Source organism: Zhongshania marina (assembly GCF_002915595.1).
In the GTDB taxonomy this organism is placed as follows: domain Bacteria; phylum Pseudomonadota; class Gammaproteobacteria; order Pseudomonadales; family Spongiibacteraceae; genus Spongiibacter; species Spongiibacter marinus_B.
Genome location: NZ_PQGG01000002.1, coordinates 15,770 through 29,605 on the forward strand (window position 1 = coordinate 15,770; position 13,836 = coordinate 29,605).

General features: G+C 50.4%; 13 protein-coding genes. 7 read left to right on the top strand and 6 right to left on the bottom strand.

What is annotated here, in order from left to right; genetic code table 11:
* Positions 1-4: 4 nt before the first annotated feature.
* Complete coding sequence (locus C0068_RS00135) at positions 5-610, top strand: TetR/AcrR family transcriptional regulator (protein ID WP_103682465.1); 606 nt, start codon at positions 5-7, stop codon at positions 608-610.
* A gap of 8 nt (positions 611-618) precedes the next feature.
* On the opposite strand, the gene C0068_RS00140 is transcribed toward C0068_RS00135, so the two are convergent.
* A complete protein-coding gene (locus tag C0068_RS00140; protein WP_103682466.1) occupies positions 619-1,071 on the bottom strand; it encodes a DUF2489 domain-containing protein in 453 nt (150 codons plus the stop codon).
* Between the two features lie 136 nt (positions 1,072-1,207).
* On the opposite strand from C0068_RS00140, the gene mtnA reads away from it, so the two are divergent.
* Genes mtnA through mtnC form a run of 4 tightly spaced genes read left to right on the top strand, consistent with a single transcriptional unit; the run spans position 1,208 to position 4,157 of the window.
* The gene (gene mtnA, locus C0068_RS00145) at positions 1,208-2,257 is read left to right on the top strand and encodes an S-methyl-5-thioribose-1-phosphate isomerase (RefSeq protein WP_103682467.1); all 1,050 of its coding nucleotides are present in this window, start codon (positions 1,208-1,210) and stop codon (positions 2,255-2,257) included.
* Positions 2,258-2,268: 11 nt separating this feature from the next.
* On the top strand, positions 2,269-2,892 hold the full coding sequence (locus C0068_RS00150; RefSeq protein ID WP_103682468.1) for a methylthioribulose 1-phosphate dehydratase: 624 nt from the start codon (positions 2,269-2,271) through the stop codon (positions 2,890-2,892).
* A 10-nt stretch (positions 2,893-2,902) separates the two neighbouring features.
* Positions 2,903-3,448 carry a 1,2-dihydroxy-3-keto-5-methylthiopentene dioxygenase gene (locus C0068_RS00155; protein WP_103682469.1) on the top strand — a complete coding sequence of 182 codons (546 nt, stop codon included), beginning with the start codon at positions 2,903-2,905 and terminating at the stop codon, positions 3,446-3,448.
* A gap of 22 nt (positions 3,449-3,470) precedes the next feature.
* Positions 3,471-4,157 carry an acireductone synthase gene (gene mtnC, locus C0068_RS00160; RefSeq protein WP_103682470.1) on the top strand — a complete coding sequence of 229 codons (687 nt, stop codon included), beginning with the start codon at positions 3,471-3,473 and terminating at the stop codon, positions 4,155-4,157.
* Positions 4,158-4,179: 22 nt separating this feature from the next.
* Here mtnC and C0068_RS00165 read toward each other — a convergent pair whose 3' ends face one another.
* Positions 4,180-4,569 carry a DUF6491 family protein gene (locus tag C0068_RS00165; protein WP_103682471.1) on the bottom strand — a complete coding sequence of 130 codons (390 nt, stop codon included), beginning with the start codon at positions 4,567-4,569 and terminating at the stop codon, positions 4,180-4,182.
* Between the two features lie 93 nt (positions 4,570-4,662).
* Entirely contained in the window at positions 4,663-7,098 is a 2,436-nt protein-coding gene (locus tag C0068_RS00170; RefSeq protein WP_103682472.1) for an ATP-dependent helicase, read from the bottom strand.
* A 241-nt stretch (positions 7,099-7,339) separates the two neighbouring features.
* On the opposite strand from C0068_RS00170, the gene C0068_RS00175 reads away from it, so the two are divergent.
* A complete protein-coding gene (locus C0068_RS00175; protein WP_103682473.1) occupies positions 7,340-7,933 on the top strand; it encodes a TetR/AcrR family transcriptional regulator in 594 nt (197 codons plus the stop codon).
* A gap of 91 nt (positions 7,934-8,024) precedes the next feature.
* Here C0068_RS00175 and C0068_RS00180 read toward each other — a convergent pair whose 3' ends face one another.
* The 3 genes from C0068_RS00180 to C0068_RS00190 form a co-directional block, all read right to left on the bottom strand.
* Positions 8,025-9,209: an acyl-CoA dehydrogenase family protein gene (locus C0068_RS00180; protein WP_103682474.1), complete on the bottom strand. Its 1,185-nt coding sequence runs from the start codon at positions 9,207-9,209 to the stop codon at positions 8,025-8,027.
* Between the two features lie 36 nt (positions 9,210-9,245).
* Positions 9,246-10,679, bottom strand: coding sequence for an aldehyde dehydrogenase family protein (locus tag C0068_RS00185; RefSeq protein ID WP_103682475.1), 1,434 nt, complete (start codon positions 10,677-10,679; stop codon positions 9,246-9,248).
* A 68-nt stretch (positions 10,680-10,747) separates the two neighbouring features.
* Positions 10,748-12,271 (bottom strand): class I adenylate-forming enzyme family protein, encoded by a 1,524-nt coding sequence (locus C0068_RS00190; protein WP_158249880.1) that lies wholly within the window; start codon positions 12,269-12,271, stop codon positions 10,748-10,750.
* A gap of 325 nt (positions 12,272-12,596) precedes the next feature.
* On the opposite strand from C0068_RS00190, the gene C0068_RS00195 reads away from it, so the two are divergent.
* A complete protein-coding gene (locus C0068_RS00195) occupies positions 12,597-13,823 on the top strand; it encodes an acyl-CoA dehydrogenase family protein (RefSeq protein WP_103682477.1) in 1,227 nt (408 codons plus the stop codon).
* Positions 13,824-13,836: the final 13 nt, after the last annotated feature.

A 13,836-nucleotide genomic window follows, 5' to 3' on the forward strand; every position in this document is an offset into this window, starting at 1 on the left:
CACTATGGCTAACCGCCGCAATACCAAAGAGCGCATTCTTGATATCGCCGAAGACCTCTTCGCCCAGCAAGGTTTTGGTGCCACGTCGGTAAGTGAAATTGCGGCGCTGGTCGGCATTAGCAGCCCTGGTATCTACAAGCACTTTAGCAATAAGCTCGACATCTACGAGCAGGTCTGCCAGCGCTTGTTTGAGCCCCTAGCAGAGGCTACCCGCGGCATGGCTGCCGACGCAGATTTTGCAGAAACCCGTCAGCAAATCCATCAAGTAATGTCGCTGCTGGCGAACAAGCCCAACACCGCCAGAATTGTTCAGCATGCCACCCTCGCCAGAGATGAAACGCTGGATCTACTGAGTGACCGCTGGTATCGAAAGTTTTTTTCCACCATCAGTGACCCCGCCAGCAACCCCGACAAAGAGTGGATTAATGTGCCCACCGCAATGGCCTTCCACTGCATGATACTGGGCTACGTCACCCTAGCGCCGCTGCACAAATCCATCTTTGGTGTAGACCCGCTCTTACCGGAGCAGCTCGAAGCGCAACTGCAATTCCAGCAAGACATGGTTGATGGTTTAAGTAGCTTGGTGCAGCGTCCAATCAAGAAAAAATAGCGCCGCGCCTACTCTACTATGGCTGTGGCCGCCGCTCGTATTTGCTCGCTGTACTTCCCTTCCAGCAAGGCCATTTCGGTGCTGTATTTTGCACGCTGCTCGGCCGATAAACTTTTCCAAGCCTGATGCGTTGGAATGTGGGCCAACGCGGCGGCCATCTCACTAAATACCGCCGTGTCCTTTAGATAATTTCTATCTCGTCTCGCGGTCTCTGCTAATACCGCAATACGCAAGGCCAATTCACTACCACCTACTTGCCCTCCCAAATAACAGCGCGCCAAAACTTCTATACCCTGCTGCGCATCAATTTGTTCCGCCAAGGACTCCTGTTCTGCCTGCTGTAAAGCCGCTTTCTCGGCCTGTGTTTGCAAACGCAAACGCCATAGCAAATTCCCTGCAACAGCGGCTAACACAGCAATAATAAATGCAGCCAGAATCAACCACAGCACATAATTCGACATTCAAATCCCCTTTCAAACAAATACAAAGCCCACCTCAGCGTCATCTTCTTTCGCAAGCAGGAACTTAGCGGCGACAAACCTAGGAGCAAAGCCCTCACTGCCTTATAATTACGGCCCCAAAAACTGGAGGTAATCAGTGGCTACTCCTAGCGCTATCATTTGGTCAAACAATCAACTGCAATTGCTGGATCAGCGTATTCTGCCTGTGCAATGCGAATACCTCCACTACCAAGACCCCTTTGCGGTTGCCGATGCCATCCGAGCGATGGTGGTTCGCGGCGCACCCGCCATCGGTATTACCGCCGCTTACGGCATGGTGCTAGCAGCCCAGCAAATCACCAACACACCCGCCAGTGTCGCCGCATGGTGCAGCGCCCTAGCACCGGCAAGAGAAGCCCTAGCCAACTCCCGCCCCACCGCGGTGAATTTATTCTGGGCACTAGACCGCTGCGACCGCGTGATTGAAGAACAAGGTAATGGCGGCAAGCTACTGCAGGCGCTGACCGAACTCGCCGTGCAAATCCATGCCGAAGATATTCAAATTAATCAGCGCATTGGCGACTTTGGCGCTAGCTTAATTCCCGCCGACAGCATTGTGTACACCCACTGCAACGCCGGCGCACTCGCAACCGGTGGCTACGGCACCGCCTTAGGGGTTATCCGCTCAGCCCACCGCGACGCTAAAATTCGCGGTGTTTTTGCTGGCGAAACCCGCCCCTGGCTGCAGGGTGCCAGACTAACAAGCTGGGAGCTAATGCAGGACGGCATCCCCGTCACATTGGCCATCGAAGGCGCTGCCGCCCATATCATGCGCGAACACCAACCAAGCTGGATTATTGTTGGCGCAGACCGCGTGGCAGCCAACGGCGATGCCGCCAATAAAATTGGCACCTACAACCTCGCCATTATTGCCAAACACCACGGCGCTAAAGTCATGGTCGCAGCGCCGACCAGCACCTTTGACGCCAATATCGACGGCCCACAAATCCCCATTGAGCAACGCCCAGCTGAGGAGATCACCCACAGCTTTGGTAAGCGGATTGCTCCAGAGGGCGTGGTGACAAGCAACCCTGCCTTCGATGTCACACCCGCGCAACTCATCGATGCTATCGTTACTGAACACGGCATTATTCATCAGCCAAATCGCGACAAGGTTCTCGCACACCTTGCGGCCGCGCAAAAATAGCAGGTAAGCACATGATTGATAGTAAATATTTTTATCAACAGGCCATTGCCCTCGCCGCCGCTGGCGAAGATTTATATCAACGTGGTTGGGTTCCCGCTACCAGTGGCAATTTTTCTGCACGGCTCGACGCCTCCTCCGCGATTGTCACCGCCTCGGGTAAGCACAAGGGCCGACTAAGCCCCACCGATTTCATTGCCGTGGATTTACAGGCCAACCCAATTAGTGAAGGCAAGCCCTCAGCCGAAACCGAACTGCACACCCAACTGTACGCGCGCTTTCCCGAGATTGCTGCAGTCTTGCACTGCCATTCACCCAAGGTAACGGTAATTTCAAAAGCGAAGCCAAATACAAAAGCCATCCACTTAGAAGACTATGAGCTTCTCAAAGCCTTTGACGGCGTTGACACCCACGCCACCCGCGTCGATATTCCGATCTTCGACAATACCCAAGATATCAGCGCACTCGCCGCCGAGGTAGACACTTATTTAGCTCTTCACCCGACGTGCCCCGCCTATCTAATTCGCGGCCACGGTGTGTATTGCTGGGGAAAAGATATCGACAGCTGTATGCGCAATCTTGAAGCCTTAGATTTTCTTATAGAATGTGAATTAGAACTGATGCGCCTTGCGCACTAGGAGTAACGCCATGAGCCAACTCACTATTTTTTCAGACGGCAATGCCAAACAAGCGCTGTCTAGCAGCCGCGACCCACAGCAAATTAGCGAGCAACTCAAAGCGGTAGGTGTTCGCTTTGAACAATGGCAGACCCGCAACGACATCGTTGCCGGCGACAGCCAAGAAGCTGTGCTGCGCGCCTACGATAACGACGTAAAACGACTTATCGCGGAGCAGGGTTATCAAAGCGTCGATGTCATCAGCATTGCCAGCGACAATCCACAAAAGGACGCGCTGCGCCTAAAGTTTTTAGACGAACACACCCACAGCGAAGACGAGGTTCGTTTTTTTGTACAGGGCCAAGGATTGTTCGCCCTGCACATTGGCGACAAAGTCTTTGAAGTTTGGTGCGAGAAAGGCGACCTATTAAGCGTACCTGCCAATACCACCCATTGGTTTGACCTTGGGCCACAACCCGACCTAGTCGCGATTCGTTTCTTCAATAATCCCGACGGCTGGATTGCAAACTACACGGGCGATGACATCGCCAGTCGCTATTCGCGGCTCGATGCCTAGTTCAGCCTAAAAGGAATATTTTGTGATCAAAGCTATCGTTACCGACATCGAAGGCACTACTAGCTCGATTCAATTTGTGCATCAGGTGCTCTTCCCCTATGCCGCAAAAAATCTGCCTGAGTTTGTTCGTCAGCATCGCGGTGACGACGCCGTTGAAGCCGCCTTAAATGAAGTCGCAGACCAAGCTAAACTCGACATCGACAATACCGAGCAATTAATTCAGCAGTTACTCGAGTGGATCGCCGAGGACAAAAAAGTCACCGCGCTAAAAGCGCTACAGGGACTCATTTGGGATCACGGCTACCGCAACGGCGACTACCAAGCCCACATTTATCCAGACGCGCTTGATGCACTAACAGAGTGGCATAAGCAGGGCATCGCGTTATATGTGTATTCATCTGGCTCTATTCACGCCCAGAAGTTATTTTTTGGATTTAATGAAGGTGGCGATCTTCAATATTTATTTAAAGATTACTTCGACACCACCACCGGCCCCAAACGCGAGGCCGCGTCCTACAGCTTAATACAAAAGGCTATAAACCTAGCGGCGGAAAACATTCTGTTTTTGTCAGATATTCGCGAAGAAGTGGATGCAGCAGCAGAAGTCGGCATGCATACCGCGTGGGTACAACGCGACACCGCCGCTCTGGTTTCAGACCCGCAGCATCAGTGTGTCGGTAGTTTTGCCGATCTACAACTACCGAGCTAAGACTAAGTTTGTATCGCGCAGATTATTCAGCGCGATCCAGCTTAGAAATTGATTCAATACTGCAACGTTTAGACACGCCCGCTTCTGGCACAATAATCTCATCAAATTTGGTAAGCGTATTGGTTCGGGTTTTAAACACTAATGCTTCAGTACTACGCAGCTGATCACAGCGGTTTTTTAAGCTAATTAGGTAATGCTCAGAAATACCATTGCTAAACATAAAATGCCGATTGTCTAAATACGTCCAGTCGCTGATTCGATACGATTGAATTTGATCAATATTTTCACCTGGACGAAAGCCGTAGTCAGCCAAGCGTTCGTCTAGACCCTTGGCATCCTCTTTTACACCGCCACACGCCAGCAAAGAAAAAGCCATCAATATCAGAAGATTAGGTTTTATTATCGTGCTCATATTCACCTCCAGATGAATGTTCGCCACATTAGCGCTGTGTTTATCAGACTCTGTATTCGCTATTAGGTTCGTCCCGCAACAACACCGCCACTACTATTTATTGGCGGCGATACGTGTAGCGCGAAACAAATCTCGCCGAAAAGTTTTACTGCCATCACGAAACCGAATATGGATAAATCGCGAATCAATATCTGTGACCACGCCGCGACCAAATTTACTGTGCGCCAAAATATCACCCGCCGCGAACCCACCCAACTCCTGCAATGCCGGCAACACATCGTCTGGAGGTAGATCAATAACACTCAGCGCTTCATCAAGCACTAAAGACGAAAAATACACCTGCTTGCCGTTAAACTGGACCACCACGCCGTACTCATCGACCCCGACGATTCGACCGCGACCATGAAGTTTGTGCACAAACCCTACACCTAGATCGTATTTCTTCTGCCAAGGGATATCAGTGGCAAAATCACCGTCGATTTCCAAAGCGCTAAGATAGCGCCTAGCGATGTCGCCGAGACCGATATCAGACTCAATAGCGCCTGCTGCCAAAGAATTGCCCAGCCGAATTGATTGGGTGAGATTCATTTCCTGTAAAAATGGACTTGGCAGTACATTTAATTCAGGCCGCACGCCGCCGTTAAAGCCGTTTATGCAATCCAAATTTGGCGAAAATAAATACAGCGCGTCAATTGCGCGGGTCATGGCAACATACATCAAGCGCCGTTCAGATTCCTGCTGTTCAGCGTCGGGGCGTCGCCTTTTCCCCGCTTGGTAAGGCATATAATATGCGCTCAAATTTGGCAAAATAACCACCGGCCATTCCAAACCTTTACTGCGATGCATGGTGGTAATCGTTACCGCATCGGTGGCTAATTGACTGGTCTTGGCATTCGACTCCGCGCCGCCAAAACCTAAGCCCTCGACCATGTCGATAATCGCCGCCGGCGTCTGATCTTGCTGCATAGCGACAAAGCTCACAAATGCACTAATCGTTGCCGCTCGGTTTTCCCCGTCTTCACTATTTAAGGCGTTTTCACGAATCGATTTCAACAAATCTAAATCGGCTAAAAAGGTGGCCAATCCATTGCCGGCAAGGCGGGATTTTTCAACACCCTCAAGCGCAGCCGCCACCCGCGATAATCGCTGCTCCTGATATACCGTCAAGCCCTGTGCAGACATCCGCAGCGCATTAAAGCCGATGCCGTCGCTGAGAATGCGCCGCGCATAGCCACGCAGGTCCTCATGCTTAATTTTGAGTTCGCAGAATCGCAAACAATCGAATAATTGCTGCTCGCAATCAGATGAAGATTGCTCATAAAAACGCCCCGCCATTATCCGCAACAAGACAATCAATACCTTGGTCTCTCTGCGCTCCAATACCCGACTACCACCGCTAATGCGATTGGGTATGCCACGCTGCAACAGTACTAATTCCACCGGCGCCGCCTGCGCCCAGGTCCGACATAAAAACACCATATCTCGAAAAGGCCGACCCGCTGCGTGCTCTGCTAAGCACACCTCCGCTAAGCACAAGCCGTCTGCGGATTGAGCGCGCAATTCTATTTTGGTGGTCGGGGCATTCTCAGCGCTGATACACAATACCGGCTCGCGGCGTTGATTATGTGAAATCAGGTGGGCCGCCGCTAAAGCCAAACAGTGGCCGTAACGGAAGGTACGCGACATTTGATAATTAATATGGGGATAACTCGCACCAAAGTGTTCGAGCATATACTCGGGGCGAGCACCGCGAAATTCATAAATACACTGATCGCTATCACCCACCACATGTAAGCGGGCACGATCACCGGCGAGGGTTTTTAAAAGAAAAAACTGGATATCATTTATATCTTGGAATTCATCAACAACAAATAACTCGACGCGATTTGCGAGAAAATCTGCCAAGTCGGGCTTGGCCGCAATCATCATACAGGGGTCATAAAGATAGTCAGAGAAGGTCACCCTGCCAGCGGCCTTCCGCCACTGTTCAAATCGCGCAAAGGCTTCAATAAACAATTGATATTGATCTGGATAGTAAGCGGCATAGAAAGTAGTTTCTGGCGTTTGCAAACTAGATTTAGCCAAATCGACAAAGCCCGCAAAGGCATCCAACCACTGCTGCTGCTCATCGCGAATGGCCTCACGCTGGGCAGAGGTACCCGCCGACGCCTGCAAGGCCCGCAACATTTCAAGAGCTGCCTGTGCGTCTCCTAGTGGAGTGGGATCAAAAGCCGGCAAATGCCCTTCCTTTGCCAAGGCCAATGCTAAATTTCGGCCCATTGCGTGAAAGGTTCTTACCGGCGGCAAGCCCATCGCCGTACCGGCGACACCTAGTAATTTATGGCTAAAATCCTCCTGCGCCGCTTTATTAAACATGACTACACGCACTAAGCGCGGGTCCATGCCGGCCTTGAGGCGCTCGAGCACGTAACGCACCATCGTCGTGGTCTTACCCGCGCCGGCAACTGCGGTCACCCTTGCGTGGCCACGAGTATGACTGGCGACTATGCGCTGCTCTTCTGTCAGCATGACAAACTTACTTGATAGATCATGATGGGAATATTGTGAGGATTTCCAATAATTAGCTGGCGGGGAAGGATATCAAGATTTGCCTTATTAATCTGAATTAGCACCTCAATGCCCCGTATAGGCAACTCTCATTTCGATATCACGTAGTCATTTGTTACAATTTACGCCACACTAGACAATCTCATTCCGTTCATCCCAGCAGAGTAGTCTTTACTGCTAGTTTAACCATTAAGGAATACCCTTGGGCAGACCATCCAAACCAATTATTTCGAAGGAGCTCGCGGCGCGGGCTGCACTGACCGTTATTGATAAGCTTGGGGTAGACGGCATGAGTCTACAACTGGTTGCCAAGGAACTTGGCGTAAAGGCGCCTTCGCTGTATTACCACTTCAAAAATAAGGCGGAAATGCTTGCTGAAGTGGCCAGAATTATCTTGATCGACGCCTCATCAAACAAGCCGCATATTGATGCCGATTGGCGCGAGGCCCAGATCGAACTTGCTATCGCCACCCGCCGCTCGATTCTTCGCCATCCTCGGGCCGCACCACTGATGCTGCAATTTTTCCCTCGCCATCTCATGCTAAAGCCCTACGACCATTGGAGCCATAAATTTGATGTGCCGCCAGAGCTGCAGCTATTAGTGATTGAGGGAGTAGAGAAACTTACCTTTGGGTCGGCTTTACTCGGTGCAATGAGTCGCGCAACAGGTACTCAACCGATGCCAGAGTTTGACGCAGAAGACTACCCCCATCTCGATATCGCAATGCAAGCAAATACCCTTGATGAAGAAGGCATGTTTGTTGAAACGCTTCGCCGGTTTTTAGCCTCGTTCTAAATCTCAAACGTCGAATACAAAAAAGGCGCCCTCAAAGTGGCGCCTTTTTTGTATCCTCAGATTTTAAAAATCATCTGAGTCATAGCTAAAACTAGCGACTTAAAGACTTCCAAATAATGGTGCGCTGAATTTCGCTGGTACCGCCATAAATAGTTTGAGCTCGCTCAAACAAATATGCGTCTGCAGAGAGGCTACCGTAGCTAGGTGTACTCAAGAGCGACTGCTGCCAATTCGGCAAATTCATGTCTGGAAACGCCAAGCCATGTCTCGCACTTAACAACATAAATAACTCGGTTATACGCTGAGCGCATTCCGTGCATTGAATTTTTAAGGACGACATCGCAGCGGGAGCCAACTCCCCCACCAAAGCCCGTAACACCGACACTTCCAAGGCGGCTAGCTCGATCTCTAGCGCCGCTAGCTGAGCAGCAAACAAAGGATCATCTATTAACTTCTCGGCCCTATCACCCGACACGTCTGATGCCAGTTTTCGCAATTTAGCAAGGTCCGCCTTTTTACGACCAATATGCGCGTAAGAAAGACGCTCGGTACTCAGTAATACATTTGCGTAATGCCAACCCTGTCCTTCTTCGCCAATGCGATTGGCAACGGGAACACGTACGTTTTCAAAGCTAATACGATTCAGCTCCCAAGCACCGTTCATAGTAATAATGGGATGAACTTCAATACCTTCGGAATGCATATCTACGCAAACAAATGAAATCCCTTCTTGCTTACGTTCACCTTTAGACGAGCGTACTAAACAAAAAATCCAATCAGCCCAGTGGCCTAATGTTGTCCAAACTTTATTGCCATTAAGAATATATTCGTCGCCGTCACGATCCGCCCGCATACCCAAACTGGCGAGATCAGAGCCTGATTCCGGCTCTGAATATCCTTGGGCCCACATACTCTTGGATGACAATATATCTGGCAACCAACGCTGTTTTTGTTCAGCGCCGCCAAATTCGACAATAATCGGTCCGACGTATATGACGGCCATCGGAATAATATTCGGCGCGCCGATACGCTCTAATTCAGACTCAAAAATATAGCGCTGAATTTCCGTCCAACCTGGCCCACCGTGCGTTTTTGGCCAAGCGATACCCAACCATTGCTTTGACTGCAAAGCCGCCTGCGATACGCAGTGATCTTCGCGGCTGAGGCGATCCCCCCGACGCACTTTTTCTAAAATATGCTGGGGATAATCGCACTCAAAAAATTGGCGTACCTCCTGTTGAAATGCGCTTTCGCTAGCGCTTAATTGCAAATTCATTTCACTAATCTGCTTTGGCGCATTGTCTGCTCCGTATTATTTTGCCGCTTTTTTCGGAATATAAATTGCTTTCGGCTGAGTAAATTCCATCAGCCCCGCCATGCCATTTTCTACACCAAAGCCAGACTGTTTGTGACCGCCCAAAGGTGTCACTGGTGTCGATTGCAAATTTTGATTAATCCACACCGTGCCGGTATCAAGGCGCTTTGCCACCGCCAAAGCTTTATCAATATCTGACGACCACACCGCACCAGCTAAACCGTATTCGCTGTTATTCGCCCGCTCAATAACCTCATCTAAATCGCTGTATCGCAGCAAGGGTAATATCGGCCCAAATGCCTCTTCAGTTACGACTCGTGAATCTTCTGGCGGATTATCAACCAAAGTTAAGGGTAAAAAATAGCCACTACCTTGGGGTACCGCGCGCCCCTCTAACAAGGTCAATCCGTCTGCCCGCGCCTCGTCCATCAGGGCTTTGACACGCAAATACTGGGGTTTGTTTTGCACTGGACCAAATACTGTATCGGGCTCCATACCATCTCCTACTTTTAAGAATTTGGCTAGGCCATGTAGCTTATCCCGCAGCGCATCGTATATATCATCGTGAACATACATGCGCTTGGTCGCGATACAAATCTGCGCAGTGTTATAGAACGCCCCCATGAATAATTCCTGGGCGACCTTGTCGACATCGACATCTGGAAGAATGATTGCCGCATCATTGCCACCTAATTCCAGTGTTAGACGCTTAAGATCTTGTGCCGCCGAAGCCATAATACGTTTACCGGTTGCGGTTGAACCAGTAAACGATATTTTTGCAAAACCGGGATGCGCAGTCATTAAAGGCCCGAGAGCATCGCCGCCAGTAATAATATTCAGCACCCCCGCCGGAAATACATCGCGCAGAATTTCGCCAATTTTCAACATCGCCAGTGGCGTATACGGAGATGGTTTTAATACCATCACATTACCAGTAAGCAAGGCGTGGGAAATTTTCCAGAACGCTAATAATACTGGGAAATTCCACGGCACAATTGCACACACCACACCCAGGGGTTCGTGATGCACCTCTACTCGACGGGTTTCAGAGTCTTCAGTGATATCCACGGGTATGTCGAACTTGGCCATGCTCATTAGCCAATGGCTGGCACCCAGTATTTCTTCCTTAGCAAATTTAAGAGGACGCCCCTGTTCCAGGGTAAATATTTCAGCTAATTCGTCGGCGTGTGCAGCAATTACTTTTGCTGCATTTATTGCCGCCGCTGCGCGCTCTTTGTGCGGTGTTGCACGCCATTTCGGAAACGCAGCCGCCGCCGCGCTAACCGCCATATCAAGCTCAGCAGCCCCCGCAACCGGCGCCTGCGCAAACACCTCACCGGATGCAGGATTTACCACACCCATTGTCTCTACGCCGGCAACACCTTTGCCGTTGATCGTCATCGTATAGGGTGTGGCTCGTAACTGACTCATATCAACCTCATAAAAAAATAGCCGACATGATCACTTGTCGGCGAAATAAAATCGTCCACAAATTTGCTTTAACGCACTTTACTTAATTCCACGTGGGCATTGGCGTATTTAACCCGCAGTGCGGGTTTCGCGATTTTGCCCGTTGCCAAACGGGGCAATGCCTCGCCTTCCAAGACCACATAACGCGGAACTTTAAATGCGCTCAAATGGGTATTGCAGTGCTGAATAACAGTCTCAATGGTGAGATCGTCGCGGCCATAAATAATCGCTAGCGGGGTTTCACCAAAGCCGTCGTCTTTAGCTGCAATGACCGCCACCTCATTCACGCCGTCTATCTCAGAAATAACGCGCTCCAACTCCGCAGCTGAAATATTTATACCGCCAGAGATAATAATATCCTTGAGGCGATCTAACATGGTGAGCAGACCATTCTCATCTACCATGCCCAAATCGCCGGTGTGCAGCCATCCATTCACCAGCGTCTTCGCTGTCGCCTCTGGATCGTTCCAGTAGCGGGTCATTATGCCCGCCCCTTTAATCACGATTTCACCTGGCGTATTTGGCCCGCAGAATTCGCCTTTATCGTCCACAATAGCAATCCGCGTAAACGCTGAGCCACGACCACATTTTTCTGGATCGCTGAGTGCCGCAGACCTTGAGTTGACTGTCGCCTGCCCTCCCGCTTCTGTCTGGCCGTAGAGCTGACGTAGCGTAACGCCCTTCTCCAACCACGTGTCTAGCAATTGATTAGAAACCCTCGCGCCGCCAACCAGACAGTAACGCAAGCTAGCAAGATCCGCCGCCGCAAAACTCTCGCTGGCCGCCATCCGCTCGAAGAATATAGGCGCGCCCATCATTACGGTAATACCGTGCTCCTGAATCATTTGAATAGCGCGCAGCGGCTCAAAAGCCTCTTCAACAAAGATCGTGCCGCCGTAAGCCAAATATTGCGTTGTAACCACGTAACCCGCAGAGGTGCACAGCGGGCCAAACAACAGCACTTTTGCCTTATCAATTGAGTATGGTTCGGCAATGGCGGTTTCCGACACATAGGAACTTAAGGTGCGATGGGAATACACCACGCCCTTGGGGTGCCCAGTTGATCCACTGGTTGGAATAATAACGACTTCGTCATCGAGACCAATTTCCGGACGCGGAGCGCTATTAGCGCTGGCCCCGTTTCTAAATTGATCAATCACACTGATATCAAACACCGTGCAGCCTTCCACTTTGGCCTGCGTAGCATTCGCCAGCTCGGCGCGTGCGGCGTCGTGAAAAATAAACTTCGACTGGTAGCGTTCACCAACCATATAGGCGACTTCGCTTACCGTAAAACGGGGATTCACCGGCGCCAAAATACCGCCAGACAACATCACCGCCTGCGACAGCACTATCCATTCCATGCTGTTGGTGGCCAAAATCGTAACGCGCTCGCCGCGCTGTAAACCTTCAGCTATAAGCCAGTCCGCAATCGCCTCGGCCCAGCAGTTAAGCTCACTGTATGTGATTTGATCCTTTGCAGTGACAATTGCGGCAGTGTCTTTACGATCAACTGCCCACCACTTAAAAATGTCTATTAGCGTACTGCTCACGACTTCCTCCAACGGGCCAACCCTTGGTTATATTCTTTATATTTATGACTAAAGACGGCCATTCACCCGAAAATACTGCAGGGGGAAATATCACGCCTTCAATATAGCTCTTTTACGCGCGCCAAGATTATCCTCCAACGCCAATTTTCTCAGTAAGCTCCACCAATATGAGTAATTACAAGGTAGATTAAAACTGAGTAAAACCAAGTCTTGCAGCGCACAACAAGATAATCTAATCTAATTAGATTAATAGCTGCCGTCAACAACTACGTCATGTCACGCTCGGCAAATTGACTCACTAAACGATACAACGCAGGACTCAGCAATGAATATTGAATGGACCGCCGACGAACTAAAATTCCGCGACGAAGTGCGCGATTTCTTCAAACTGGAATTAAGTGAGGACATTCGAGCCGCTGGAAAATTAATGACCAGCGTGTATTCAGACCATGAACTGTCGATGAAATGGCAGCACAAATTAGTCGCCAAGGGCTGGGCCGCCCCCTCTTGGCCTGTGGAATACGGCGGTTGCGACTGGACGGTTGCACAGCATTATATTTTCGCCCGCGAGCGCGCACTTGCCGGCGCACCACCATTATCGCCAATGGGCATACAGATGTGTGCACCCGCCATTATTTGCTTCGGCACCCCTGAACAAAAAGACTTCTTCCTCCCCCGTATGCTTAGCGGCGAACACTTTTGGTGTCAGGGTTACTCGGAACCCGGTTCCGGCTCAGACCTGGCCTCATTGCAAATGCCTGCAATAGACGACGGCGATCATTTTATTTGCAATGGTTCAAAAATATGGACCACCCACGCCGATGAAGCTAACTGGATTTTTTGCCTAGTACGCACCACCAAAGCAAGTAAACCTCAGCTAGGCATTACATTTTTAGTGATCGACATGAACACCCCCGGCATTGAAGTGAAACCGATTATTTCACTCACCGGTGAGCACATTCAAAACGAAGTATTTTTCCAAGATGTACGCGTACCAAAAACCAATGTTATTGGTAAGGTCGATGAAGGTTGGACCGTGGCCAAATACCTGCTCGAATTTGAGCGCGGTGGCGCAGCGTATGCGCCGCTCATGCAAATTCGCTTAGAGGAAATACGTGAATTTGCCGCGACCGTTCCCGGCGATAGCTGCCCGCGCCTTATCGACGACCCACTCTTTGCCGCTAAACTAGCCCAAGCAGAGATAAAAGCTGCCACCTTAGAAATGTATGAATTACGAACGATGTCGGCTATATCTGCCGGCGGCTCACCAGGAACATCGGCGTCGGTAATGAAAATTCTGGGCACTGAATTGCAACAATTGGTAAGCGAGGTCGCCTTGGAAGCTAGCGCGGGCTATGGCAATAGCTACCAGCCCCAAGCCTGCGCCCCCGGCGGTGCAACTATTTACCCCCATCAAGAATCGGGCTTAGAAGGCCCCCTCGACGCAGCACTGGCTCCGCTGCGCTACTTTAATGAGCGAGCAGGTAGTATTTATGCAGGTTCGAATGAAATCCAAAGAAATATTTTAGCGAAGGCTGCACTGGGGCTTTAACACCCCTTTGTGC